At 37.7% G+C, this 26,276-nt stretch carries 29 protein-coding genes; 18 read left to right on the top strand and 11 right to left on the bottom strand.

Translation table 11 applies throughout. The annotated features are described in order from the left end of the window. Positions 1-50: 50 nt before the first annotated feature. The 3 genes from EPL02_RS03355 to EPL02_RS03345 are packed head-to-tail and all read left to right on the top strand — an operon-like array spanning position 51 to position 3,352. The gene (locus EPL02_RS03355) at positions 51-983 is read left to right on the top strand and encodes an ABC transporter ATP-binding protein (protein ID WP_094911552.1); all 933 of its coding nucleotides are present in this window, start codon (positions 51-53) and stop codon (positions 981-983) included. Between the two features lie 15 nt (positions 984-998). Next, on the top strand, positions 999-2,261 hold the full coding sequence (locus EPL02_RS03350) for an ABC transporter permease (RefSeq protein WP_094911551.1): 1,263 nt from the start codon (positions 999-1,001) through the stop codon (positions 2,259-2,261). Beyond that, complete coding sequence (locus EPL02_RS03345; protein WP_094911550.1) at positions 2,258-3,352, top strand: ABC transporter permease; 1,095 nt, start codon at positions 2,258-2,260, stop codon at positions 3,350-3,352. The genes EPL02_RS03350 and EPL02_RS03345 overlap by 4 nt, the downstream gene beginning before the upstream one ends. Before the next feature lie 29 nt (positions 3,353-3,381). Here EPL02_RS03345 and rnjA read toward each other — a convergent pair whose 3' ends face one another. Then, on the bottom strand, positions 3,382-5,049 hold the full coding sequence (gene rnjA, locus EPL02_RS03340; RefSeq protein WP_094911549.1) for a ribonuclease J1: 1,668 nt from the start codon (positions 5,047-5,049) through the stop codon (positions 3,382-3,384). A 5-nt stretch (positions 5,050-5,054) separates the two neighbouring features. Continuing rightward, on the bottom strand, positions 5,055-5,264 hold the full coding sequence (locus EPL02_RS03335) for a DNA-dependent RNA polymerase subunit epsilon (RefSeq protein ID WP_094911548.1): 210 nt from the start codon (positions 5,262-5,264) through the stop codon (positions 5,055-5,057). A 580-nt stretch (positions 5,265-5,844) separates the two neighbouring features. Between EPL02_RS03335 and EPL02_RS03330 the strand changes: the two genes are divergently transcribed. Continuing rightward, positions 5,845-6,627, top strand: coding sequence for a Cof-type HAD-IIB family hydrolase (locus EPL02_RS03330; protein ID WP_094911547.1), 783 nt, complete (start codon positions 5,845-5,847; stop codon positions 6,625-6,627). A gap of 35 nt (positions 6,628-6,662) precedes the next feature. Here the strand turns inward: EPL02_RS03330 and def are convergent, their stop codons facing one another. Both def and EPL02_RS03320 read right to left on the bottom strand, forming a co-directional pair. Beyond that, positions 6,663-7,217 carry a peptide deformylase gene (gene def, locus EPL02_RS03325; RefSeq protein WP_094911546.1) on the bottom strand — a complete coding sequence of 185 codons (555 nt, stop codon included), beginning with the start codon at positions 7,215-7,217 and terminating at the stop codon, positions 6,663-6,665. A 152-nt stretch (positions 7,218-7,369) separates the two neighbouring features. Then, complete coding sequence (locus EPL02_RS03320; RefSeq protein ID WP_094911545.1) at positions 7,370-7,507, bottom strand: YjcZ family sporulation protein; 138 nt, start codon at positions 7,505-7,507, stop codon at positions 7,370-7,372. A gap of 170 nt (positions 7,508-7,677) precedes the next feature. Here EPL02_RS03320 and EPL02_RS03315 point away from each other — a divergent pair, with 170 nt between their 5' ends. From EPL02_RS03315 to EPL02_RS03290, 6 genes are all read left to right on the top strand, one after another. After that, on the top strand, positions 7,678-8,328 hold the full coding sequence (locus EPL02_RS03315) for a YkyA family protein (protein WP_131886966.1): 651 nt from the start codon (positions 7,678-7,680) through the stop codon (positions 8,326-8,328). Positions 8,329-8,896: 568 nt separating this feature from the next. Next, positions 8,897-10,012 (top strand): pyruvate dehydrogenase (acetyl-transferring) E1 component subunit alpha, encoded by a 1,116-nt coding sequence (gene pdhA, locus EPL02_RS03310; protein WP_131886965.1) that lies wholly within the window; start codon positions 8,897-8,899, stop codon positions 10,010-10,012. A 3-nt stretch (positions 10,013-10,015) separates the two neighbouring features. Next, positions 10,016-10,993, top strand: a complete 978-nt coding sequence (locus EPL02_RS03305; protein ID WP_094911542.1) for an alpha-ketoacid dehydrogenase subunit beta — start codon at positions 10,016-10,018, stop codon at positions 10,991-10,993. Positions 10,994-11,096: 103 nt separating this feature from the next. Beyond that, positions 11,097-12,428 (top strand): dihydrolipoamide acetyltransferase family protein, encoded by a 1,332-nt coding sequence (locus EPL02_RS03300; RefSeq protein ID WP_131886964.1) that lies wholly within the window; start codon positions 11,097-11,099, stop codon positions 12,426-12,428. A 3-nt stretch (positions 12,429-12,431) separates the two neighbouring features. Continuing rightward, positions 12,432-13,844 carry a dihydrolipoyl dehydrogenase gene (lpdA, locus tag EPL02_RS03295; RefSeq protein ID WP_025909125.1) on the top strand — a complete coding sequence of 471 codons (1,413 nt, stop codon included), beginning with the start codon at positions 12,432-12,434 and terminating at the stop codon, positions 13,842-13,844. Positions 13,845-13,950: 106 nt separating this feature from the next. Further along, positions 13,951-14,193 (top strand): hypothetical protein, encoded by a 243-nt coding sequence (locus EPL02_RS03290; RefSeq protein WP_094911540.1) that lies wholly within the window; start codon positions 13,951-13,953, stop codon positions 14,191-14,193. 79 nt (positions 14,194-14,272) lie between these two features. On the opposite strand, the gene EPL02_RS03285 is transcribed toward EPL02_RS03290, so the two are convergent. Then, on the bottom strand, positions 14,273-15,796 hold the full coding sequence (locus EPL02_RS03285) for a glycine betaine uptake BCCT transporter (protein ID WP_094911539.1): 1,524 nt from the start codon (positions 15,794-15,796) through the stop codon (positions 14,273-14,275). Positions 15,797-15,967: 171 nt separating this feature from the next. Here EPL02_RS03285 and EPL02_RS03280 point away from each other — a divergent pair, with 171 nt between their 5' ends. Together EPL02_RS03280 and EPL02_RS03275 are read left to right on the top strand one after the other, a co-directional pair. Next, on the top strand, positions 15,968-16,984 hold the full coding sequence (locus EPL02_RS03280; protein WP_094911538.1) for a M23 family metallopeptidase: 1,017 nt from the start codon (positions 15,968-15,970) through the stop codon (positions 16,982-16,984). Positions 16,985-17,167: 183 nt separating this feature from the next. Then, positions 17,168-17,293, top strand: coding sequence for a GapA-binding peptide SR1P (locus EPL02_RS03275; RefSeq protein WP_094911537.1), 126 nt, complete (start codon positions 17,168-17,170; stop codon positions 17,291-17,293). Positions 17,294-17,329: 36 nt separating this feature from the next. Here EPL02_RS03275 and EPL02_RS03270 read toward each other — a convergent pair whose 3' ends face one another. Continuing rightward, entirely contained in the window at positions 17,330-18,805 is a 1,476-nt protein-coding gene (locus EPL02_RS03270) for an aminotransferase class I/II-fold pyridoxal phosphate-dependent enzyme (RefSeq protein WP_094911536.1), read from the bottom strand. Between the two features lie 388 nt (positions 18,806-19,193). Here EPL02_RS03270 and EPL02_RS03265 point away from each other — a divergent pair, with 388 nt between their 5' ends. Beyond that, on the top strand, positions 19,194-19,469 hold the full coding sequence (locus EPL02_RS03265; protein ID WP_094911535.1) for a UPF0223 family protein: 276 nt from the start codon (positions 19,194-19,196) through the stop codon (positions 19,467-19,469). Positions 19,470-19,502: 33 nt separating this feature from the next. Here EPL02_RS03265 and EPL02_RS03260 read toward each other — a convergent pair whose 3' ends face one another. Next, positions 19,503-20,135, bottom strand: coding sequence for a YktB family protein (locus EPL02_RS03260; RefSeq protein WP_094911534.1), 633 nt, complete (start codon positions 20,133-20,135; stop codon positions 19,503-19,505). 262 nt (positions 20,136-20,397) lie between these two features. Between EPL02_RS03260 and EPL02_RS03255 the strand changes: the two genes are divergently transcribed. Both EPL02_RS03255 and EPL02_RS03250 read left to right on the top strand, forming a co-directional pair. Beyond that, entirely contained in the window at positions 20,398-20,583 is a 186-nt protein-coding gene (locus EPL02_RS03255) for a hypothetical protein (RefSeq protein ID WP_094911533.1), read from the top strand. Between the two features lie 162 nt (positions 20,584-20,745). After that, positions 20,746-21,549, top strand: a complete 804-nt coding sequence (locus tag EPL02_RS03250; protein WP_094911532.1) for an inositol monophosphatase family protein — start codon at positions 20,746-20,748, stop codon at positions 21,547-21,549. A gap of 67 nt (positions 21,550-21,616) precedes the next feature. On the opposite strand, the gene EPL02_RS03245 is transcribed toward EPL02_RS03250, so the two are convergent. Continuing rightward, complete coding sequence (locus tag EPL02_RS03245) at positions 21,617-21,802, bottom strand: YlaF family protein (RefSeq protein WP_131886963.1); 186 nt, start codon at positions 21,800-21,802, stop codon at positions 21,617-21,619. A 113-nt stretch (positions 21,803-21,915) separates the two neighbouring features. Between EPL02_RS03245 and typA the strand changes: the two genes are divergently transcribed. Both typA and EPL02_RS03235 read left to right on the top strand, forming a co-directional pair. Then, positions 21,916-23,754 (top strand): translational GTPase TypA, encoded by a 1,839-nt coding sequence (gene typA, locus EPL02_RS03240; protein WP_094911530.1) that lies wholly within the window; start codon positions 21,916-21,918, stop codon positions 23,752-23,754. A gap of 160 nt (positions 23,755-23,914) precedes the next feature. Next, positions 23,915-24,232 carry a YlaH-like family protein gene (locus tag EPL02_RS03235; RefSeq protein WP_025909114.1) on the top strand — a complete coding sequence of 106 codons (318 nt, stop codon included), beginning with the start codon at positions 23,915-23,917 and terminating at the stop codon, positions 24,230-24,232. 19 nt (positions 24,233-24,251) lie between these two features. On the opposite strand, the gene EPL02_RS03230 is transcribed toward EPL02_RS03235, so the two are convergent. Then, a complete protein-coding gene (locus tag EPL02_RS03230) occupies positions 24,252-24,683 on the bottom strand; it encodes a hypothetical protein (protein WP_131886962.1) in 432 nt (143 codons plus the stop codon). Positions 24,684-24,685: 2 nt separating this feature from the next. Further along, complete coding sequence (locus tag EPL02_RS03225) at positions 24,686-24,886, bottom strand: YlaI family protein (protein WP_094911527.1); 201 nt, start codon at positions 24,884-24,886, stop codon at positions 24,686-24,688. Between the two features lie 251 nt (positions 24,887-25,137). On the opposite strand from EPL02_RS03225, the gene EPL02_RS03220 reads away from it, so the two are divergent. Then, a complete protein-coding gene (locus tag EPL02_RS03220; RefSeq protein ID WP_131886961.1) occupies positions 25,138-25,593 on the top strand; it encodes a PNPOx family protein in 456 nt (151 codons plus the stop codon). A 23-nt stretch (positions 25,594-25,616) separates the two neighbouring features. Here EPL02_RS03220 and EPL02_RS03215 read toward each other — a convergent pair whose 3' ends face one another. Next, positions 25,617-26,216 carry a YhcN/YlaJ family sporulation lipoprotein gene (locus EPL02_RS03215; RefSeq protein WP_131886960.1) on the bottom strand — a complete coding sequence of 200 codons (600 nt, stop codon included), beginning with the start codon at positions 26,214-26,216 and terminating at the stop codon, positions 25,617-25,619. Between the last annotated feature and the right edge of the window lie 60 nt (positions 26,217-26,276).

Genomic DNA, 26,276 nt, shown 5'->3' with positions numbered 1-26,276 from the left:
TGTTGAATTTATAAGATGAAGTAAGAAAGAAAATAAGGGAGTGAAGCCTCATGCTAGAAGTTGTCGAACTAAATAAAGTATACAAAAAAACGAAAGTAGTAAATAATGTTAGCTTATTTTTGGAACGCGGCGAAACAATTGGATTATTAGGGCCAAACGGTGCAGGAAAGTCAACAACCATTTCTTTGATTTCGTCTCTTATTAAACCGTCAAGCGGTGACATACGTATCAATGGGAAAAGCAGCATAGGTAATCCAAGTCATATGAGAAAAGTACTGGGCGTTGTACCTCAAGAACTAGCTTTATATGATGAATTAACCGCAAGAGAAAACCTAGACTTTTTTGGAAGAACTCAAAGGATGAAAGGAAAACACTTGGCTGAAAAAGTAGATGAAATTTTAAATATGATTAGCTTAACAAATCGCCAGCATGATCGTGTCAAAATCTTTTCTGGAGGAATGAAAAGACGACTTAATATTGGTATCGCTCTTCTTCATAGTCCAAAGCTTTTAATTATGGATGAACCAACCGTTGGAATTGATCCGCAGTCTAGGTTTCATATTTTAGAGTCAGTTAAGCATTTAAATCAGCACTATGGTATTAGCGTAATCTATACAAGCCACTATATGGAAGAAGTGGAACAGCTTTGCCATCGCATTTACATTATGGATAAAGGAAATATTATTGCTTCTGGTACAAAAGAAGAGCTTCGAAGTATTTTATCTTCTGAACAAGTTATTCATTTTAAGGCCGATTGGATTAAAGAAGGACTTATTCATAAGCTACAGTCTCACCCAGCTGTTTCAAAGTTAACGCATACGGATGGATCTGTTCAGTTCTCTGTTCCCAAAAATGTGAATATACTAGCCGATTTATTTAAGTTTGCTGAGGAACAAGAGATGATGATTTCTTCTGTTCAGATTGAAGCACCTACGCTTGAAGATGTGTTTTTACATTTGACTGGTCGAACGTTAAGAGATTAATGAGGGGGAATCAGGATGTTTTTTGCGCTTTTAAAAAAGCAGTTCATACAGTTTGTTAGACGCCCTCAAGAACTTATTATTTTATTATTAATGCCATTTGTTTTAATTGTAATCTTAGGGTTTTCTCTCGGAAGTATTATGTCTGATAAGCCTGGTTTTGAAGCTACTATTGGGATAGTTGTTAAAGGAGATGAAGAACAAGAAATAGAGAACTTTAAGGAAGAATTAGCCCAACAAGCGTTACCTGAGGAAGCGAAGAAGCAGATGCTTGCGACTGTTAATCACATGAAGCCAATAGAGTTTTTGCTGCAAAATACGTTTCAACACAAAGAAGTCATGCAGTTTATTAAGGTCAAACACCTTTCAAATAAAGAACTTGAAAAAGCTAAGCGAAGCAATGAGTATAACGTAATTATAGTATTTCCTAAAGGTTTCTCATATGAAGTGTTACAAAAGCAGTTTTTTAATAAAGATTTTGAAAATCCACCGCTAACCATTATTCGAAATGAAGATAAATCGATTGGGGCAGATACAGCAACTAGTATAATGGAAGCTTATCAGCAAAGGTTATCTCTATACACATATGCTAGTCAAGTAAATCCTGAAAAAGCAAGTAATATCGAGATAGCAGGTTCTTTAGGAGAAAAAGAAACGGCGAACAAAGAAAAGCCAATCTCAGCTCTTGCTTACTATGCTATAGGAATGAGCATGATGTTTGTTCTCTATATTGCTCCTAGCTTAGCTACGAACGCTTATGTAGAAAAAGAAGCGCATAGCTTGTCACGAATCATTCTTGCTAACGTATCTCCAACTCTTTATTATTTTAGTATTTTCTGTACGGGTTTCTTGCTAGCTCTATGTCAATTGCTTATTTTATATAGTCTCGTGGCGATATGCTTTGGGGTTATCTGGTCGAACTTACTAGGTTTTATTATCATTACTGTTTCTGTGAGTATGGCTGTAGGTGGAATTAGCGCATGTCTATCCTCTGTTGTTCATCGCTTGAATTCAGAAGATATGGTTTCAATTTTTCGAAATGTTGTAGTTACGATATTAGCATTTTTAGGAGGAAGCTTTTTTCCGACTGAACAGCTTTCAAGCCAGCTTGCAACAATTGGAGGAATCGTTCCAAACGGAGCTGGTACGCAAGCTTACTTGCGCGTATTGCAAGGAGAATCCATTCAAAACATTAGAGGAGAACTCTTTACGTTGTTTGTGACGACTGTCGTCATGTTTAGTACTGTCTGGTTGTTTGGAAGGAAGGGGTGGAAAAGGTGAATACGATTTTAATCGGTCGATTTAAGCAGCTGCGTAGAAATCCATGGGCGGTGTTGGTGTCCCTCTTTTTAGTTATTGTATTCGCGTACTTAATGGGAAAAGTTGATCAAACGAGCACTACGATTCTTGTGTATAGTAATGATCAACAAGAAAATATTACATCCCTTGTTCAGGACTTAAACCAAACCAAGCATTTACTATTTAAAGAAAGCAATGAAAAAGAAGCGAGAGAGCAAGTGAAAGAAGGTAAAGCAGAAGTAGCTTTAGAAGCAGGAATAAATGATTTTAAGTTGATTTTAACATCCGAAACAACACTTACAGAAAAAGTACATCAGCATGTGAAAACATATTACGAAAAGCGCATGCAAACCAAAGCACTTGCTCGAGAGTTTACAGCTAAAGAAGCAGAAATAATTAACAAACAAATTAAAGAGGCTCCTGTCTTTGAAATTAATATAGAAAGTATGCAAAAAACAGAAGGAATTATGCTTCAAGAGAATATGCAGGCCCTCTTTGGCTTTACACTATTTTTTATCATATATACCATTGGATTTAGCGTGCTCAAAATTTTGCAGGACCGTAAAATTGGAGTTTGGGACCGCCTTCTTATTTCAAGACTTTCAAGAGTGGACCTTTACTCAGGAAACTTGGTATATGCATTTTTAATTGCCTATATAGAAGTCATTGTTATTTTTAGTATCTTTCATTTTGGCCTGGGAATAGACTTTAACGGTCGATTTGCACTTAGCTTAATCGTTGTGATTCCTTACTTATTGGCAACTGTTGCTCTATGTATGTTCTTAGCAGGAGTAGTCAAAAGCATTGCTCAGTATCACGTGCTGATTCCGCTATTAGCGGTGAGTATGGCAATGATAGGAGGGGCATATTGGCCTCTTGAGATTGTCACATCTCCAGTTATGCTCACACTTTCAAAGTTTGTACCATTAACATATGGAATGGACCTTTTAAAGCAAGTTGTGCTCTATAATCATGCATGGCAAACAATTATGTATTCAAGCCTCTTATTATGCATTATTACAGTGGTATTAATGGCTCTTGGAATTAATATTTTAGAAAAGAAACATACGTAAAAAGGATTCGCGTGAGCGAATCCTTTTTCTTATACTTCCATAATGATTGGTAAAATCATTGGACGACGTTTTGTCTTTTCGTAGAGGAATGGAGCTAATGTATCTGTAATTTCATTTTTAATTTCAGACCATTGAGACGTACGGCGCTCCATTACTTTGTTTAAGTGCTTTGTAATTAATGATTGTGCATCGTTAATTAGGTCACCAGACTCGCGCATGTAAACAAATCCACGTGAGATAATATCTGGACCCGCTGCAATTTTAAAGTCTTTCATATTGATGCTAACAACAACGATTACAAGGCCTTCTTCGGATAGAATACGGCGATCTCGCAGTACGATATTACCAATATCACCAATGCCACTTCCATCAATATAAACAGAACCAGATGGGATTTTACCAGCTACAGATGCCTCATTTTCGCTTAGTGCTAATACTTCACCGTTATCCATAATGAAACAGTTCTCTTCTTGCACACCGCAGTCAGTTGCTAGCTTGATATGCATTTTTTGCATGCGATACTCACCGTGAATTGGCATAAAGTACTTTGGTTTCATTAAGCGAAGCATTAATTTTTGTTCTTCTTGTCCACCGTGACCTGACGTATGAATATCATTCAGTTTACCATGAATAACTTCAGCACCAGCACGGAATAACATATCAATTGTTTTGCTTACGCTTACTGTATTACCTGGGATTGGTGATGAAGAGAAAACAACTGTATCTCCAGGAATAATTTGAATTTGACGGTGTGTACCGTTTGCAATACGTGATAAAGCAGCCATTGGTTCACCTTGACTACCCGTACATAAAATTGTTACGCGGTTAGCAGGAATACGATTAATTTGAGATGGTTCAATAAACGTATCTTTTGGACAAGAGATATAGCCAAGCTCCTGGCCAATATCGATTGCGGCTTCCATGCTACGACCAAAAACAGCAATTTTACGGTTGTTTAATACAGCGGCTTCAACAACTTGTTGCAAACGATGAATGTTAGATGCAAACGTTGCAAAAATAATGCGTCCTTCAACTTTACGGAAAATGTCATGAATGCTGTCACCAACGCGACGCTCAGACATTGTAAAGTTAGGGATTTCACTGTTTGTACTATCTGATAGTAGACATAATACGCCGTCTTTACCGATTTCAGCCATCTTTGTTAAGTTCGCTGGCTCTCCTACTGGTGTAAAGTCAAACTTAAAGTCACCTGTATGTACAATTTGTCCGTTTGGTGTTTTAACAACAATACCGTATGAATCAGGAATGCTGTGCGTTGTACGGAAAAACGTTACCGATGTTTTGCGAAACTTAATTACGTCATCTTCTGTAATTTCATGAAGCTGTGCGCTTCTAAGTAATCCGTGCTCATCAAGCTTGTTACGCAGTAATCCTAATGCTAATTTTCCAGCATAAATTGGAATATTTACTTGGCGTAAAAGATAAGGAATTCCACCAATGTGATCCTCATGGCCATGTGTTACGAAAAGTCCACGAATTTTATCTGCGTTTTTTACTAGATAGCTGTAATCCGGAATGACATAGTCGATACCCAGTAGTTCATCTTCTGGAAACTTAATTCCAGCATCGATAAGGATAATTTCATCTTGAAACTGTACGGCATAGGTATTCTTACCGATTTCACCTAGTCCACCTAGAGCGAATACCGCCGTCTGATTATTTTTTACAAATTTCATTTTTATCATATCTCCAATACTTTAAAATCTTCGCTGTGTTGCTCATATTCTAAATAGTCTCCGTCCACTAGTTGAACAAATTCAATGTTAATTGAACGCGATTTTAACTTTTTACGAACGTCGCGTTCAGAATCTCCTTCTACATAAACAGTCTGTGTGTTTTCACGAACTGGTACTTCTGTTAATTTTTCTTGAAAATATACTTTAAAAATCATAACTTCATTCTCTCCTTAAATCCGAAATTCAAATAACTTATTTTATTATAATATAAAATGTGTATGTATTTCATGTATTTTCTAAAGAAACTTGCTTTCACTACATTTTAGACATCAAAATAACACAAGTCAATTCGTTAGGAGCAAAATAATGGCTATTTCTACAGATAAAACCTAAAAAATATTAAGAAACCATATGATTAGCTGATACAAAAATATTATTTTGTGAAAAAATTTGGATGATAGAGCTGCTTGTTTAAATAGAAAATAAGGGCTATTCTATTTTACGATGCAGACACACCCCCTGCAAATGTATTGATAGAAAGCCCTTAAATAATTAATTAAGCAATTGATTTCTTTCGCAATAATTCATTCCAACGTCTTAAAAGACGCTTTCGAAAATCTTTTAACATGAATTTCATCTCCTTTATATCTGGTGAATGCCTGTCTATATTTATAGTTGTAGTATATGAAAAAATACTTCAGACTTTCGTGGGTATATATGGAAAGATGGAGAAAGTGAATACGGTTTGTTATAATGACGTGAGAAACGAAAAAAATAGAAAAGTTAGGTGAAACAATGGACAAAAAAATAGTGTTTTTTGATATTGACGGTACATTGTTAGATCATGATAAAAAATTACCTCATTCAACAAAACAAGCGGTCAATCAGCTCAAGGAAAAAGGCTATGAAGTAGCGATTGCAACAGGTCGGGCACCGTTTATGTTTAAAGAGCTTCGAGATGAGCTCGGTATTGATACATATATTAGCTTTAATGGTCAGTACATCGTATTAAATGGTGAAGTTCTATATAAAAACCCATTGGATGTACAAGAGCTTCAGGCTCTTACCGCGTTTGCTGCTCAAAAAAATCACCCGGTTGTTTATCTAGATCATGATGATATGAGATCCAATATTGAATTTCATCCACATATTGAAGCAAGCATTAGCACGTTAAAGCTTGGTATTACACATCCAAATCACGACCCTATGTACTACGAAAATCGCGAAATTTATCAATCACTTCTTTTCTGTACAGATGGTGAAGAGAAACCTTATGAAGAAAAATTCAAGAAATTTGATTATATTCGTTGGCATGAATTCTCCACGGATGTGCTTCCTGCTGGTGGGTCAAAAGCAAAGGGAATTGAGGTTATGATTGATAAGCTAGGTTATAAGAAAGAGAATGTGTATGCATTTGGAGATGGCTTAAATGATATTGAAATGCTCTCATACGTAGGGAACGGCATAGCGATGGGGAATGCACATGATGAAGTAAAAGAAGTGGCAAAGTATATAACAAAAGATGTGGCTGATAATGGGATTGCACACGGTCTTCAGCTTGTAGGATTACTGTCTTAACAGAAAAGTAGGAACCTGGACGGGTTCCTACTTTTTTAGCGCATATAAGGGTTTGCATTTTCAGGTTCTTTAAAGGGCTCTGTTTTATTAATGTGATCATAAAACATAACGCCATCAAGGTGGTCAATTTCATGCTGAAAGACCACGGCTAAGAGGCCTTTTAAACGAATTTTAACCTCTTCTCCTTCTAACGTGGTGCCTTTTACAGTAATACGCGCATACCTTGGGACAAATCCAGGTATTTCTTCATCTACGGACAAACAGCCCTCACCGCTTGTTAAATACGTTTTTTCAACAGAGTGGCTTACAATCTTTGGATTGAAAAGCGCATAGCTTTGTACGTTTCCACGCTCATCAGGTGCTTGAATAGCAATCATTCGCTTTGATACGTTGATTTGAGGAGCAGCTAATCCAATGCCAGGACGTAAATTATACTTGGCTGCAATTTCAGGGTCTTGGCTGTTTTGAACATACTCAAGTAGTTGTCTAAGCGTTTCTTTATCTTCAGCTGTTGCTGGAAGCTTTACTTCTTGTGCTACTTTGCGTAGAGTAGGGTGGCCATCCCTAATGATTTTATCCATTGTAATCACTGTTCACATCTCCCTAACGATATATGGTACTAATAGTTATGACATATACGTGTCAATTTAGTACTATAAAGTGTATCAAAAGACATATGAAAAGTCATCCGGGTTGCTATATGTAGAAGAGAAAGCCGTTTGACTTTCTCTTTTTTAACTAATTAACAGCCGCCCCAATTGCCTCCCCAGCTGCAGCCGATAATAACAAGTAGAATGAATAGTACAATTAAAAGAACGAAGCCTTTATTTGAACCGCCACAACCAGTTCCACATCCGTATCCATATCCTCCGTAATACATACCTAACACACTCCTGAACAGACAGAATCCCAAAAAACACAAACGATTGAACCGTTTTTTCTTGATGGGTTAGTATAATATATTAAAAGATAATAAAATGGTGTAGATGAATTGCTTAATTCGGCCAATAAAGATAAAATAGTGCTGGTATAAGGGAGGATTTACCAGGTATGAAGACTAAAAAAATAGTAAGTGCAATGGGTATAAGCATGATGCTTTTAGCAGGATGTTCAGCAGAAAGCGGAGAAGAGCTAGAGGTTTATAAAGCGCTTGAGAAAGTTGCTAATCAAGAGAAGCAGTTTATAAAAGAGCAACAACCGATGGTCGAACTCGAAGACAAAGAGAATGTTCTATATGAAGAAATCTTATCCATTGGAATGAAAGAAAAAGAAAAAGTGGATGAAAAAGCAGCGGAAGCGCTCCAGCTATTAGATGAACGAGAAGGGCATTTAGTGAAAGAACAGGAGAGTATGCAGCGTTCAAAAGAGGAATTTGAAAAAGCCAAAGGGAAAATTGAACTGGTAAAAGATGAAGATATAGAGAAGCAAGCCAACAAGCTCGCTGCTTTAATGGAAAGTCGCTACAAAGCATACGACTCGTTGTATGCTTCATATGAAGAATCGCTGGAGCTAGACAGAGAGCTATATACAATGTTTCGAAAAAACAACGTCAAGCTAAACGATTTAGAAAACCAAATTTCTTCTATTAATGAGATATACGAAAAGGTGCAGGAAAATAGTGAAAAGTTTAATCAAGCAACGGATGCTTATAATGAAGAGAAAAAGAGCTTTTATAAAAAGGTGAAATCAAATCAAGAATAAGAGCAGAAAACAGCCAAAGAAACAAGTCTTGGCTGTTTTTTTATTTGATATACAACAGTATTCGACACGAGTTAAAAAATTATAAAACGCTTTCATTCAAAGGGTTTGTAAGAAATTAAGGGGTAACATTAAGTAAGTTTTTTAACAGTTATTATAAGACAAGTAGTACAGAAGATGTTTGTGTAATAGCACAGGTGAATTTATCGTTTTTTTAAAGTAGAATAACGGAAAAAGCTTAAATTTATAAGCGTAAATAGATTGACGAACCGTTTTGATGTGGTGTACACTATTTAGCGTAGTAAGTGTTGTATTAATCATTTTGTTGAAATAATTAATACAGTTTAACGGAATGAAAGTTTCGCTTAAACTTTCCTTTTACTTAAATGTTTGAATCGAGTGCGCCCGGGAATACATAAAACATGTTGAAACAGGTAGCGGACTCAAATGAAATTCTAGTCGACAAAAAATGACTTTTAGGTGCTCGTTTTGGGTATCCTAGCAATGTGTATTTTTTGTTTGATTAGCACATTGAAAAGTAAGGCTTAAATGAAAGGAAGAGGTGACTTAGATGGCTGCTAAAACTAAAAAAGCTATTATTGATGTATCAAAGCAACTTGATAAAATTGCTGAGCAGTACCAAACGTTCCAAATTCTTAATGAAGAGGGCGAAGTAGTAAATAAATCAGCAATGCCGGATTTATCTGATGAACAATTAAAAGAACTAATGACTCGTATGGTGTACACACGTATTCTTGACCAACGTTCAATTTCATTGAACCGTCAAGGTCGTTTAGGTTTCTATGCACCAACAGCTGGTCAAGAAGCTTCTCAAATTGCATCTCACTTTGCATTAGAGAAAGAAGACTTCATTTTACCTGGATACCGTGATGTACCACAATTAATCTGGCACGGTCTTCCATTATACCAAGCGTTCTTATTCTCTCGTGGTCACTTACACGGTAACCAAATGCCAGAGGATCTAGGCGCACTTTCACCACAAATCATTATCGGTGCACAAATCGTTCAAACAGCGGGTGTTGCATTAGGTCTTAAAAAACGTGGTAAAAAAGCAGTAGCAATCACTTACACTGGTGACGGCGGAGCTTCACAAGGTGACTTCTACGAAGGTATGAACTTTGCGGGTGCGTTCAAAGCTCCAGCAATCTTCGTTGTTCAAAACAACCGTTTTGCAATCTCAACACCAGTTGAAAAGCAATCTGCAGCTAAAACAATCGCTCAAAAAGCAGCTGCTGTAGGTATCCCAGGGGTACAAGTAGATGGAATGGATCCATTAGCAGTTTATGTTGCTGTAAGCGAAGCACGTGAGCGCGCAGTAAACGGCGAAGGTCCAACATTAGTTGAAACATTAACTTACCGTTATGGTCCACATACAATGGCTGGAGATGACCCAACACGTTATCGTACAGCAGAGCTTGATACTGAGTGGGAAAAGAAAGATCCACTAGTACGCTTCCGTAAATTCTTAGAAGCTAAAGGCATCTGGAATGAAGAAGAAGAAAACAAAGTAATCGAGCAAGCTAAAGAGGATATTAAAAATGCAATCAAAAAAGCAGATGACTATCCAAAACAAAAAGTAACAGACTTAATGGATATCATGTATGAAGAAATGCCTTTCAACTTGAAAGAGCAGTATGAAATCTACAAAGAGAAGGAGTCGAAGTAAGCCATGGCGCAAATGACATTGATTCAAGCAATCACTGATGCGTTACGCACAGAAATGAAAAACGACGAAAACGTATTAGTTTTTGGTGAAGACGTTGGCGTAAACGGTGGGGTATTCCGTGCAACAGAAGGTCTTCAACAAGAATTCGGTGAAGATCGCGTTTTCGATACACCACTTGCTGAATCTGGTATCGGTGGTCTTGCTGTTGGTCTATCGACTCAAGGTTTCCGTCCAGTACCTGAAATTCAATTCTTTGGTTTCGTATATGAAGTTCTTGATTCAGTTTCTGGTCAAGCAGCTCGTATGCGCTACCGTTCTGGCGGTCGTTGGAACGCACCAATCACGTTCCGTTCACCATTCGGTGGTGGCGTGCATACACCAGAACTTCACGCTGACAGCTTAGAAGGTTTAGTAGCATCTCAACCTGGTTTAAAAGTTGTAATTCCTTCAACTCCATATGATGCAAAAGGTCTTTTAATTTCAGCAATCCGTGACAACGATCCTGTTGTTTACTTAGAACACATGAAATTATACCGTTCATTCCGTCAAGAAGTACCTGAAGAAGCTTACACAATTGAAATTGGTAAAGCTGACGTGAAACGTGAAGGTACTGACGTTTCAATCTTCGCTTATGGTGCAATGGTTCATTCATCACTAAAAGCAGCTGAAGAATTAGAAAAAGAAGGCGTATCTGTAGAAGTTGTTGACTTACGTACAGTTCAGCCTTTAGATATCGAAACAATCATCGCATCAGTTGAAAAAACTGGTCGTGCAATTGTTGTTCAAGAAGCTCAAAAGCAAGCTGGTATCGCTTCAAACGTTGTAGCTGAAATCAACGACCGCGCAATCTTAAGCTTAGAAGCTCCAGTATTACGCGTAGCTGCTCCAGATACAGTATTCCCATTCTCTCAAGCAGAGGGCGTTTGGTTACCAGACCACAAGGATATTGTAGCAACTGCTAAAAAAGTTCTTGAATTTTAATTGATTGTTACTCTATAGAAATCAGCATTTTGCTGATTTCTATTGTAAATAAGGTATAAAAACCAACTAAACATATTGCAACTAACTAGGAGGTTGAAGACACGTGGCATTTGAATTTAAACTGCCGGATATCGGTGAAGGTATCCACGAAGGTGAAATCGTAAAATGGTTCGTAAAAGCTGGAGATGAAATCGATGAGGATGATGTACTTGCCGAAGTACAAAACGACAAAGCTGTTGTTGAAATCCCATCTCCTGTAAAAGGTAAAGTATTAGAAGTTAAGGTTGACGAAGGTACAGTAGCAACTGTAGGTCAAGTTATCGTAACTTTTGATGCTCCTGGTTATGAAGACTTAAAATTCAAAGGCGACGACCATGACGATGCGCCAAAACAAGAAGAAGCTCCAAAAGAAGAAGAGCAAGTTCAAGCAACAGCTGAAGCTGGACAAGACGTAGAAAAAGCAGCAGCTAACGCACAACCACAAGCTGAAGTAGATCCAAACCGCAAAGTTATTGCTATGCCTTCAGTTCGTAAATATGCTCGTGAAAAAGGTGTAGACATTAAAGCTGTTCCAGGATCAGCGAAAAACGGCCGTATCGTAAAAGAAGACATCGATAGCTTCTTATCTGGTGGCTCAACTGCAGCAGCTTCAACAGCAACTGAAGAAGCTCCAGCGGCAACTGAAGCAGCACCAAAAGCAGCAGCTACAGCTACAGCAATTCCAGAAGGTGACTTACCAGAAACTCGTGAGAAAATGAGCGGTATTCGTCGTGCAATTGCAAAAGCAATGGTTAACTCTAAGCACACAGCGCCTCACGTAACATTAATGGACGAAATTGATGTAACAGCACTTGTTGCACACCGTAAGAAGTTCAAATCAGTAGCAGCTGACCAAGGTATTAAATTAACATTCTTACCTTATGTTGTTAAAGCATTAACTTCTGCACTTAAGAAGTTCCCAGCTCTTAACACATCTATTGATGATTCTACTGATGAAGTAATCCAAAAACACTACTACAACATCGGTATCGCGGCTGATACTGAAAAAGGTCTTTTAGTACCTGTAGTGAAAAATGCTGACCGCAAGTCTGTATTTGAGATTTCTGATCAAATTAATGACCTTGCTGGAAAAGCACGTGAAGGTAAGTTAGCTCCTGCTGAAATGAAAGGCGCTTCTTGCACAATCACAAACATCGGTTCTGCTGGTGGACAATGGTTCACGCCAGTAATTAACCACCCAGAAGTTGCAATCTTAGGTATCGGACGCATTGCTGAAAAACCAGTTGTACGCGACGGTGAAATTGTAATTGCTCCAGTATTAGCATTATCTCTAAGCTTTGACCACCGTATCATTGATGGTGCAACAGCTCAAAACGCTCTTAACCAAATTAAGCGTTTATTAAATGATCCAGAATTATTATTAATGGAGGCGTAATAAATGGTAGTAGGAGATTTCCCAATCGAAACTGATACTCTTGTCATTGGTGCTGGCCCTGGTGGTTACGTTGCAGCAATTCGTGCAGCTCAACTAGGACAAAAAGTAACAATCGTTGAAAAAGGTAACCTTGGTGGTGTATGCTTAAACGTTGGTTGTATTCCTTCAAAAGCATTAATCGCAGCTGGTCACCGCTTTGAAGAAGCAAAACACTCAGAAGATATGGGTATTTTTGCTGAAAATGTAACTGTTGACTTTACAAAAGTTCAAGAGTTCAAAAACGGCGTAGTAAACAAACTTACTGGCGGTGTTGAAGGCTTACTTAAAGGGAATAAAGTAGACATCGTAAAAGGTGAAGCTTACTTCGTAGATAGCGAAACTGTACGTGTAATGGATGAAAATTCTGCACAAACGTATAAGTTTAAAAATGCAATTCTTGCAACTGGTTCTCGTCCAATCGAGATTCCAGGATTCAAATTCTCTGAGCGTGTAATCAACTCTACAGGTGCTTTAGCGCTTAAAGAAGTTCCTAAAAAATTAGTTGTAATCGGTGGAGGTTACATTGGTACTGAGCTTGGTACTGCTTATGCTAACTTCGGAACTGAAGTAACATTTGTTGAAGCAGCTGATGAAATCTTAGCTGGTTTCGAAAAACAAATGAGCTCTCTTGTAAAACGTAACCTTAAGAAAAAAGGAAACGTTGAAATCTTCACTAAAGCTATGGCTAAAGGTGTAGAAGAAACTGCTGATGGCGTTAAGGTAACGTTTGAAGTTGGTGGAGAAGCAAAAACAGTTGAAGCTGATTACGTATTAGTAACGGTTGGTCGTCGTCCAAACACTGACGAGCTTGGTCTTGAGCAAGTTGGCGTAAAAATGACTGACCGCGGTGTAATCGAAACTGACAAGCAATGCCGTACGTCTGTAAGCAACATCTATGCAATTGGTGATATCGTTTCTGGACCACCACTTGCACACAAAGCTTCTTACGAAGGTAAAATTGCTGCTGAAGCAATCGCTGGTGAGCCAGCTGAAATTGACTACTTAGGCATTCCAGCTGTTGTATTCTCTGAGCCTGAGCTTGCAAGCGTAGGTTACACAGAAGCACAAGCGAAAGAAGAAGGTTTAGCAATTCAAGCTTCTAAATTCCCATTCGCAGCTAACGGACGTGCACTTGCACTTAACGCTGCAGAAGGATTCTTAAAGCTAATCACTCGTAAAGAAGATGGCGTTGTAATCGGTGCTCAAATTGCTGGTCCAAGCGCATCTGACATGATCGCTGAACTTGGTCTTGCAATCGAGAGCGGTATGACTGCTGAAGATATTGCATTAACAATCCATGCTCACCCAACATTAGGTGAGATTACAATGGAAGCAGCTGAAGTAGCAATCGGAAGCCCAATTCACATTGTAAAATAATATATGAAAAAGCTCGTGCCTTTAGGCACGAGCTTTTTTGTTGTAAAACGTGGGCAAGCTGCATATAAGTGATGTAAGTGCATGATTTAAAAGTGAGGAATGAGCTATGATAAAACCCTTTTTATATGGCTTACAGCTGATAGTTTGGACCGGCTATGCGACGGTGGAGCTGTTATCAAAACGTGATGAGCTAACAGCGAAAGTTATTCTTTTCTTCGTATTTGCTTATTTAGCATATGGAATTGCAGAGATGAATGTACACTCTAAAAGAAAAGCGTTCTTTTTGACTTGTAGCTCTCTTTTTGTGTTTTTTCTGGGGTATACTATCATTTTTTTATTTATTAATTGATAATAAAAGGATTATTTCGTTTAATGTGAAATTATAACATAGTGAAAGAAGCATTCCAAAAAAGGGAATGCTTCTTTTCTTAGATTTTTTTAGGATGTATATTTGCCTTTTTCAATTCTTCTCTAAACGATTTGATGAGTGAGAAGACCGTAAGTACCAATACGATTGAAAATGGTAGTGCGGCAATAATGGCGGCTGTCTGAAGCGCATCTAATCCACCAGTCCAGAGTAAAATAACGGCAGTTAAAGTTTGAACCAGTCCCCAAATGAACTTCACGGAATTTGATGGATTTAAGTCACCGTTCGTCGTTTGCATGCCAAGAACAAATGTTGCAGAGTCGGCTGACGTAATGAAGAAGGTAGCAATTAAACAAATAGCAATAATGGACATGACCGTTCCGAATGGAAATTGTTCTAATACATAAAAAAGAGCTACTTCTGAACCTCGTTCGTTAATGACATCCATAACCGGTATGTTTTTAAAGTAATCTAAATGAATAGCCGATCCACCGAATACAGAAAACCATAGTCCACCAAATATTGTTGGGACTGCTAACACGCCAATTAAAAACTCTCGAATCGTACGTCCGCGGGAAATACGCGCTATAAAGGTTCCAACAAATGGAGCCCAAGCAATCCACCAAGCCCAATAAAAAATCGTCCAATCCTGAACCCACGTATTGTTATCAAATGGACTTAAGCGGAAACTCATGGATGGTAAATATTGAATATAAGACCCGATTGTTGTGACGAATAGGTCCATTATAAAGTTTGTAGGGCCAGCAAACAGTAAAAATAGCATTAACAGAATAGCTAATAAGATATTAATGTTACTTAAGTATTTAATTCCTTTATTAAGACCAGTTTGAGCCGATAACATAAATAATACCGTAACAATAATAATAACGATGAGCTGTGTAGTAAAGTTGTTATCAATAGCTGGAGATAAATAAGAAAGTCCACCTGTAATCTGAATGGCTCCCAAACCAAGAGATGTGGCGACACCAAATACTGTTGCAAACACGGCAATAACGTTGATAAGCGTACCTAACCCTCCGTCTAAGCGTTTACCTAGGAGAGGACGTAAAATGTTACTGATTACAAAAGGATAGCCCTTACGAAATTGGAAGTACGCAAGTGCCAAAGCAAGCACGGAATAAATAGCCCAAGGATGTAATCCCCAGTGAAAAAAAGAATACCGCATGGCCGCTCTAGCAGCTTCTGCTGTATTTCCATCTCCGGAAGGGGGCGTATGAAAATGGTTAATAGGTTCAGAAGCTCCCCAGAATACTAACCCAATTCCCATCCCTGCACTAAACAGCATGGCAAACCAAGATATATAGCTGTATTGAGGTTCGTCTTCTGTCTTACCTAACTTAATATTCCCATAGCGTGAGAAAATTAAAAATAGCGTAAACCCTAAAAATAGGGTAGCAGCTAATAAGTAATACCAGCCAAATTTTTCAATAATAAATTGATGAATAGAACTGGTAACAGGTGTTAAAGCAGCACTTCCAAGGGTGCTTTCTGGAATGACTCCCCAAATAATAAACAAAACGGCAATAATAACAGAAAACAAAAACACTGGCGTCAGCTTTTTCAATTAGCTCGCACTCCTTTCGTGAAACAAATCTCTTATGTACAGTTTCTCTTTTAACCTTTTTTACTATACATGAAACCATCTTTATGATGTCTCTATGCAATACGATTCATCTTTCGTTTAAGACAATGTCAAAGAGGACAAAATGACGTAATAATAGAAAGGGGAGTCCGTATGAAAAAAAGAGTATGGCTAACTGTAGCAGTTTTAATGGCGTGTACCGTCTTTTTATTTATGAAGTTAAGTACCGAAGAAAAAGTAGGGTATGTATATAAGAAAGGAAAACCCTATTTAGATATGACGACTGAATCACCTGCTTATAATTCTGTATACAGCCCAATTGATCGTCAGCTTCAGCTTGTTGTTGCAGATAACGTTTACACATTTATTGAAAATGTACCCGTAGTCCAGATCAATAATGAACTTGTTCCACTTGCAAAAAAAGACTTTTTTATTCAAAACAACCGAGCTTTTTTGTCAGCATCATTTTTGGAAAAACATGAACCTAGCTACGTTAAAATGAAGGCATCTTATGCTATTTTAAAATCATCTGAAGCAAATGAATCAGCAGCTCAAGCTGTTAGTACTAGGCAGTTTACAAGAGAAGAAGTAATGCAATATATGAGTGGGTTAACATCGCCGTTAGAAAATGCCAAAGCAGATACGTTTCCTTCTCATTTACCAGGAGCTAATCGTACATATCGTCATGGCTTTCATGAAGGGTTAGATTGGTATACATACTCAGCAGGGGTAGTTGTCAATAAAGAAACTGAAGTATACGGAATGGGGAAAGGAAAAGTGGTACGGGTAGATCATGATTATAAGCCTTATAAATCGGTCGAGCAGCGAAATAAAGATTTAGCATATTGTAAAGAGGTTCAAAAGACTCCTGCTTATATTCTCGATAAGCTGCGTGGAAGACAAGTATGGATTCAGTATGACAATGGCATGCAGGCGCGATTTGCTCACCTGAATCAAGTCGATTCAGAGTTAAGCGTGGGTGACGCGGTTACAGAAGAGACGCTAATTGGCTATGTTGGCAATTCAGGTACAAGCGGAGAGGTGCAAAAGGATAATACAGAATTACATTTGCATGTGGACTTGCTAATTAACGGTACGCTGTTTTGGAAAGGGTTATCACAAGAAGACGTTAAGCATGTATTAATTAGCCAACTGAACAATAATGAATAGCTTATCCTATAAAGGCATACATATGTGTATGCCTTGTTTATGTTTGAATGTCGAAAAAAGACGGTTAAAAAAATAAATGTGACATACTAATTTGGTATTGACAGAATAAATGTTACATACTATTATAATATCAAGAAGAATAAAACGCTTTCAAAAATCTTTGAAACCAAAGGGGAGTTATACATGGGAACTATTGTATGTCAAACTTGCAACTGCACAATTGAACATTTTGAAGATGAGAAAGTGACGCGATTATATTCAAAATGTAAAGATGGAGAATGTCAAGCAAACCATGAAGATTTAGACTAATAAATAGAAAAAGGTGCGCATTATAGCGCACCTTTTTTATTGAATCGCTTTATGTTCTTTAATTACACGGAGTGTTTTTAGTTCGAAATCTTCCGGACCTTGAACGGGTAGACCAGCTTCTAAGTTTGTTTGAATATAACTCAAATTCTCTTCTGTAATAATTTCTCCAGGAATAAAAATTGGAATTCCTGGTGGATACACCATCACAAACTCAGCAATAATTCGACCAGCTGATTCGTGGAAGGGCACGACCTCCGTTTCAGCATAAAAAGCATCGCGAGGAGTAACTGCTAAGACTGGAATGTCAGGGAGTAAGATAGCTGGTTTTATTGCTTTTTCAGCTAAATGATGAACGTCCCTCGACAGCTGCTGTAAAGCATTAAGTAAGCGATCGATGTCTTCTTTGCTGTCTCCTGGTGTTACAATACATAAAACATTATATAAATCGGACATTTCAACTTCAATATTGTGTGTCTCGCGCAGCCACTTCTCCACGTCATATCCTGTAATCCCAAGGTCTGATACGGAAATAATAAGCTTTGTAGGATCTAAATCGTACGTTGCTTTTGTTCCTAAAATCTCACGACCAATACAGTGAATATGTGCGATTTTGTTAAGCTCCGTGCGCGCATATGCAGCTAATGCAATGGCTTGATTAGCTAACTTTTCACCTTCTGTAGCTAATCGTTTACGAGCTACGTCCAAAGAAGCCAGTAAGACATAAGATGTAGAAGTCGTTGTTAACATACTTAGGATTGCTTGAACGCGCTGCGGCGATACAAGCCCCTCACGAACGTTTAAAATAGAACTTTGGGTCATTGATCCTCCAAGTTTGTGAACACTTGTAGCAGCCATATCTGCCCCTGCTTGCATAGCTGATAGCGGTAGCTCATCGTGGAAATGAATATGAACACCGTGAGCCTCATCAACCAAAACAGGCACCTTATAAGAATGAGCTACTTCAACAATTTTACGTAAATCACCTGAAATTCCGAAGTAAGTTGGGTTAATAACGAGTACTGCTTTTGCATCGGGATGCTGAGCTAGTGCTTTTTCAACCGCGTCAGTTGTAATTCCATGAGATATACCAAGATTTTCATCAATTTCTGGATGAATAAAAACAGGGGTAGCTCCAGAAAAGACAACGGCGCTCATAACGGATTTATGAACGTTTCTAGGAACAATGATTTTATCTCCGGGTCCACAAGTTGTCATGACCATTGCCATGATAGCTCCGCTTGTGCCTTGAACAGAAAAGAAGGTATGATCTGCTCCGAACGCTTCAGCGGCTAAGTCCTGTGCTTCTTTAATAATGCCTTTTGGCTGATGTAAATCATCAAGTGGACCAATATTAATTAAATCAATTGAAAGTGCGTTGTCGCCAATAAAATCTTTAAATTCAGGGTCCATACCGTTTCCTTTTTTATGACCAGGAATATGAAACTGAGTAGGATTTTTTTTTGCATGTTCCACTAACCCTGTGAATAATGGAGTTGAGAATTGAGAAGTCAACTTTGCTAAACACCTCTTTAATAAAATAATGAGTGGAGCCAGCTTTTGTATGAAGGTCTCCCGTGCGCTATATTGCTATAACTAAGAATCAGTGGAGATTCATTCTCCACTGATTAAATGTGCATGACATGTAAACTGTTTTATAAAAATAAAAACAATAAGAAGAAATGTAATTTCATACGTTTTCTTCGTTATGTATTCAATAAAACAAATGAATTATAGCACTTATTAATATGTTTGCAAAGGGATTTTTTAAACATATTCGCATTATAAGAAATGAATGTAAACTTGTGCATAGTGATAAAGTTTTGTGAAGCTGAATTCATATGATAAAGTATTATTTGAAAGTCCTAGGACAAATACATAAAAAAGTGAGCGGAGGAGTTAGATGGAATATCAATATCCTATCTCCCTTGATTGGAGTACAGAAGAAATTATTGATGTGGTTAAATTTTTTGAAAGCATTGAAAAAGCGTATGAAAAAGGAATTGAACGTGAACAGCTAATGAGTATTTACCGTCGATTTAAAGAAATTGTTCCAAGTAAAGCAGAAGAAAAAACAATTTGCAATGACTTTGAAGATCAAAGTGGATATTCATCTTATCGAACAATTCAACAAGCAAAAGCCGGAGAATCTGGTGACATTATTCGTATGAAGAAATGAAGAAAAGCCGCAAGATTGTTCTTGCGGCTTTTTTTACGCGTGAGCTTTTTTACTTAGTTCATATAAAGGAGTCAACGTCTTAAATGTATCATCAATTAAATCAATCCATTGTTGGCCAGTCATGTTAACTGCTTCTTCTTTTGATACGTTAATTCCACATAAAATCTCTGCTTTTTTAACATGTTCTAATCGCTCAAATAATCCCTTAAGTTCTGTCTCAGATAAGGCGCTCATTTTTTCAACAGCGGGTTTTGTGTGATCTTTTGACCAAACGAATGATTGAGGAATTTTCTCTTTAATGTGGTCTATTTGGTCAGCGAGTATTCTGCCGTATACAGACTTAATTGGTGCTTCGTATATAACTGCAAACCAAACGAAAACGTGAGTACCCCAAAGGCCAATTTGGAAGTGAGGCAACATTTTATAGCCGCGCTTATTAGGAGCGAACGCTACCCATGTATCTTTTGGTGGATTCACCGTTCTACGCGCATGCTTTGCTACATGGATAAACATTTCATCGCCCGTTAATGAGGAAAGTGTAGGAGCAAAATGTGTACTTAATTCTTCGAATTTAGGACGGATTTGTGTTTTTATTGCTTCCATACGTTCATCTAAACCATCTATTGTAAATACGTTAAAATCAGCTTCTGAAAATCCTGCAAACAAATTCAATACCTCCAATATCTAATAATAGATAATTCATCTCATATTTCGTAGTGATTTTACCATAGAAAGGGCATAATCACCAATTTATTCGCATATGCTTGTCAAAAACACGTCTATCATTTTTTTATAGGTAATCACACAATTTAGTTACATGAAATTGTGCTTCAACATAGACTATACTAATCTAATAAAATTCTGAAAATTTAGTTTTATTGAAGCCGTTTGGAGACTATTCATTATTATTGAGAGGGGTGTTTCATCAATGAAACAAGTGGTGAATATGTATAAGAAGAATGATGGGCAAAAGAGACTAGGAGTTATTCGATTAGAACTTGATTACGAATTAGCTACGCTTTATGAGGCAATGGTTGAAAATAATGAAGAGAAAAAGAATCAGTGCAAACAAAAGCTAGAAAAGCTTCGTCAAGAAATGATTGCTCTGCAATAAAGATAGCTTACTCTGGAATGAGAGTAGAAAAAACTGGTGAATATAATAGTAAAGGGAATGGAGAGAAGGGAGAGTACTTCTCTCCTTTGTTCTGTGAATTGACATCTTGCAATCGTTTTTTTAAGCTTAATATAAGACATCTAAAAAGAGGGGGAATAATAAATGAGCGATTTTTGGAATCAAGTTGATACATATGCAAAGCAATGGATTAAAGAAGCAGGTAATCGAATTAAAGCTTCTTTTAGTAGAGAGCTCATGATTGAAACAAAATCAAACCCTAACGATTTAGTTACCAATATGGATAAAGATATTGAACAGTTCTTTATTTCGAAGATTAAAGAAGTATTTCCAGACCATCGTATCTTAGGTGAGGAAGGGTATGGCGAAAAAATTGAAACATCTGAGGGGGTTATTTGGGTCATTGATCCGATTGATGGAACGATGAACTTTGTTCATCAACAGCGAAATTTTGCTATTTCCGTAGGTATTTTTGAAAATGGAGTTGGACAAGCTGGATTCATATATGATGTTGTACATGATGAGCTGTACCATGCTAGAAAAGGGAAGGGAGCATATATAAATGATCAACAGCTACCGCCTTTGAAGCAAGTTAGCATTGAAGAGTCTATTGTTAGCTTAAACGCAACGTGGGTAACGGAAAACAGAAGAATCGATCCATCTGTGCTTTCACCTCTGGTAACGCGTGTGAGAGGAACAAGGTCGTATGGGTCCGCAGCGATTGAGCTTGCATATGTTGCATCAGGAAGGTTAGACGCTTATATTACGATGCGCTTAGCGCCGTGGGACTTCGCAGCAGGGAAAATTTTAATTGAGGAGCTGGGGGGCGTCGTAACCGATTTAAAAGGGAAGCCTTTAGATATTTTAGACAGAAGCAGTGTATTTGTCGCAAAGCCGGGTTTACACGAAGAAATTTTGTCTACGTATCTTTCTAAGTATAAAGGCTAAAAAAAACACCCTTAGAATAAAACTGTTCCAAGGGTGTTTCGTTTTTTCTCTCTCATTTAGAAAAAAATTATAGCTGATTTTTTTCACGCATTTTCTTTTTCGTTGTAAATCCGAAGCCCATAATTGTAACGAGGGCAACGAGAGATCCAATTACACCGATAGCGCTTCCTTCCCCGATAAATATACCAATTGCCATAATTGAGAACGTTGCTAGCATTGCATATAAAACAAATACCCACTTAATGTTTTTCATGTTGATTCCTCCCAAATTTATTCAATAAGTATAGTGTACAACAAAATCATTCAGCAATTCTAGATTTAGTGTGATATAATAGCTTAGTTATTACAAGCATAGGAGTGAAATGCGTGAACATTCGTAAAGATTTACGTAATATTGCCATTATTGCCCATGTAGACCATGGGAAAACAACGTTAGTAGATAAATTATTACATCAGTCCGGAACTTTCCGTACAAACGAGCACGTGGAAGAGCGTGCGATGGACTCAAATGACCTAGAGCGTGAGCGTGGAATTACAATTTTAGCTAAAAATACAGCTATTAATTATAAAGATACGCGTATCAATATCATGGATACGCCAGGACATGCCGACTTCGGTGGAGAAGTTGAACGTATTATGAAAATGGTAGACGGTGTTCTACTTGTTGTTGATGCGTACGAAGGTTGTATGCCTCAAACACGTTTTGTATTAAAGAAAGCATTAGAACAAAAATTAACACCAATCGTTGTTGTAAACAAAATTGACCGTGACTTTGCTCGTCCAACTGAAGTTGTTGATGAAGTGATTGACTTATTTATTGAGTTAGGTGCAAGCGAAGAGCAAATTGAATTCCCAGTTGTATACGCATCAGCAATTAACGGAACTGCAAGCGTAGACCCTGAGAAGCAAGATGACAACATGGAAGCATTATTTGATGCAATTGTTGAACACATTCCAGCACCAGTTGACAACAGCGAAGAGCCGCTTCAATTCCAAGTAGCGATGCTTGATTATAACGATTACGTTGGTCGTATTGGAGTAGGACGCGTATTCCGCGGAACAATGAAAGTAGGACAGCAAGTTGCTTTAATGAAGCTTGATGGTTCAGTTAAGCAATTCCGCGTAACGAAGATGTTCGGTTTCCTAGGATTAAAGCGTGTAGAAATCGAAGAAGCAAAAGCTGGAGATCTAATTGCCGTATCAGGAATGGAAGACATTAACGTGGGTGAAACGGTTTGTCCGTCAGAACATCAAGAAGCACTTCCAGTATTACGTATCGATGAGCCGACATTACAAATGACGTTCCTAGTAAACAATTCACCGTTTGCAGGACGTGAAGGTAAATTTGTTACATCTCGTAAAATTGAAGAGCGCTTAATGTCTGAACTTGAGACAGACGTAAGTCTTCGTGTTGAAAACACGGACTCTCCAGACGTATGGGTTGTATCAGGACGCGGTGAGCTTCATTTATCTATTTTAATTGAAAATATGCGTCGTGAAGGCTATGAAATTCAGGTGTCAAAACCAGAAGTAATTGTACGTGAAATTGATGGCGTACGCTGTGAGCCTGTAGAGCGCGTTCAAATCGACGTACCAGAAGAGCATACTGGTTCTATTATGGAATCTATGGGTGCTCGTAAAGGTGAAATGGTTGATATGATCAACAACGGAAATGGGCAAGTTCGCCTTATTTTCATGGTACCAGCTCGTGGATTAATTGGATATACAACAGAGTTTTTATCATTAACTCGTGGTTTTGGTATCATCAACCACTCATTTGATAGCTATCAGCCAATGCAAGCTGGTCAAGTAGGCGGACGTCGTCAAGGTGTACTTGTATCAATGGAAACAGGGAAATCATCAACTTACGGAATCCAAGGTGTAGAAGACCGCGGTACAATCTTCTTAGAGCCAGGTACGGAAGTTTATGAAGGAATGATCGTTGGTGAGCATACGCGCGAAAATGATCTTGTTGTTAACATTTGTAAAATGAAACAAATGACAAATATGCGTTCAGCTAATAAAGATCAAACAACAGGTATGAAAAAGCCTCGTATCATGTCTTTAGAACAATCTCTTGAATACTTAAACGATGATGAGTATTGTGAAATTACGCCAGAATCTATTCGTTTACGTAAAAAGATTCTAGATAAAAACGAGCGTGAAAAAATCGCGAAAAAGAAAAAATATGCTGATATGAAATAAGCAGTAAAAAAGTTGCTAAAGCGCTATGCTCTAGCAACTTTTTTGCTTTTTATAGAGGTGAAAAACCCTTTATTGTCGAATATTGTATATGTTGATAAGAAAAGAAGTCTACCTCAAAAACGAGACGTTGGTAGAATGACATAGAAGGAGGGAAACTAGGGTGAACGTAGAAGATCGTCTGTCTTTTTTTGCAGCTTTATATCGTGTTGATAAGAACTCGGATGTGGGAATGTGGATGCTTTATCTTACGATTTTATTGCTGTCAATTGTTGTATATAAATTGGGGTTTGCGAAAAAATTGCCTCTTTTAAAATCCATTATCATTTACTTGTTTTTAGGATTCGGCTGTACTGTTCTTACGTTTTTAGGTATCTTTTTGCCTGTAGCAGAAGGGTTAGTTGTGGCAGCGCTTATTTTAATTATTTATAAGATTCGGCTGTATCAATCTAAAAAAGAAGACTCAACGATAAATATGTAAAAGCCGCTAAGCACAAATCTTAGCGGCTTTTATAAATGAAGCTACATATCCATAAAGACAGGGCAAAAAGAATATGGCCCACCGTCCAATAGAAGAACGCCAACATGTCATCAATACGTGGAGTATCTTTAATCGCTAAAGCGGTAAGAGGAAAATATAAAGGAATGGTAGGTAAAGTTAAAAAAATGGCTACAATAAGCATGCGGCCTGAAGATAAGTAATGAAATCGATTTTGGATCCACATAAAAACAATTCCAATAACTACTGCAATGACTAGATGAAAACAAAATTCAATCCATTCAGACCATTTAATGTCTCCTATAAAGGGGATAAAATCGACGTTTAATAAGAGTGTATAAACCTTTTTAGACGTCAGCTGCTCTATCCATTTTAAGATCAAACCTAGCACAGTGCCGCTTATTACTCCTACAACCATTCCTTTATAAAACATGCTTACCAGTCCTCCTCCGTTTGTTTGGATTGATATAGCTTAAAGTTTCCGGTAGCAATTCGTTCTTTTGTACGCTCTTCAATACGTTCTGAGCATTCATTGCACATATATGTATGTATAGGACGATTACGAAGTCTTTTTGCTACAACCGTTTCATCCTCAATTGATTCAATTTTATCGCATAGAACACACTTTACTCTCATCTGTCTCACCTCTTTTTCTCTATACAACATTCTAGCCCAAAGTACGTTGTTTATAAAGCTGTAAAATGCATTTAGTCATTATTTTAACGCGAAGCCTTTGTCTTTAAGCGTATAAACGGCGTAATCTAAAGATAAGTGCCCGGAATAGTTCACCAATGTAAAAGTTTTGAAAACAAGGAAAAGTAAGCAGGTAAACGGATTCTCTGTCTAGAAAACAAGTAAGTATACATAAACGGGGGGGAGGGATATAAATGGCAAATGAAGTTGAATCCAGTTTAGTCGAAGCACTGTACGAAGAGCTACAAGCAGAACGTTTTGTAACAGTTTCAACCGTCGATTACGAAACAAAAGGACCAAATGTGAGTGCCATTTCATGGATTTATGCTCCAACCAATGAAATCATCCGTTTTGCTGTCGCAAGCAAGTCCCGAATGGTTAAAGATATTTCGCAGTGTAAGGATGTTGTTATTAATTTAATTGCAAATGAATCTTGCTACGCTATCAAAGGATACGCAGTTGTTGCGCAAAAACGAATGGAAGATGTTCCGATTAAGCTGGCGCTGATTGAAGTAAGCATAAAAGAAGTAAGGGACGTTATGTTTTATGGGTCTAAAATCTCTGTCAATCCGACTTATGAAAAAACGTATGATCCAGTAGCTGCTTCTAAATTAGATAAACAGGTAATGAGTGCATTAAAACAAGCTTAGCATAAACTAAGCTTGTCCATTCCTTATTCATTCTTTTGAAGATGATGATTTGATTGTTTTTCTTGCTTATCTCGTAATTGTTGCTGCTGCTCATTGTTTAACTTTTCATCATTTGTTTTAGTAGGTTCTGGATTACGGCGAATTTCTTCCGCTACTTCTGGCATCACGCGATTTACGATGGCAGCAAGTTCATCGAGAAAGCCTGTAACTGGTCGACCACGTCTAATTTCTCTGGCAATTTCTTTTAATCGCGTTACGGTATCAGGATCCGCAACAACAACGGAATTTGCTCCGTATGGGTCTGCTTTTAAGCTTTCTGCTACCGTATATTTAATCGAACTTACTTCGGAGCGATCAATTTCATTATTTACATCAATACCAACGATTGCATATTTTCCTAACACAATAACAGTGGCATCATTTACGTTTGGAACGCTTGTTGCTAAGCCTACAAGATGCTGAGAAATTTGCCCAGCAGAGCGTTTTGTTGTAGTTTCAGGCGTTGAGTTTTTCACCTGAACGATGCGGTCTGTTTTTTGTCCTTCTTCAATCTGTGATTGATTGTTGTTACAACCTGCTATTGCAAAAAAAGCTAAGCTAGCAATAAGTAATCCTTTTTTCATTGGGAGATACCTCCTTTGGTAATGGCTCATTTTTTGTAGCAATTTGTGTTTAGTTTTCAA

Source organism: Bacillus sp. CBEL-1 (genome assembly GCF_004348885.1).
In the GTDB taxonomy this organism is placed as follows: Bacteria; Bacillota; Bacilli; order Bacillales; family Bacillaceae_H; genus Priestia; species Priestia aryabhattai_A.
Note: the sequence above shows the minus strand (reverse complement) of the source record. Positions and strands in the feature narration are given on the sequence as shown.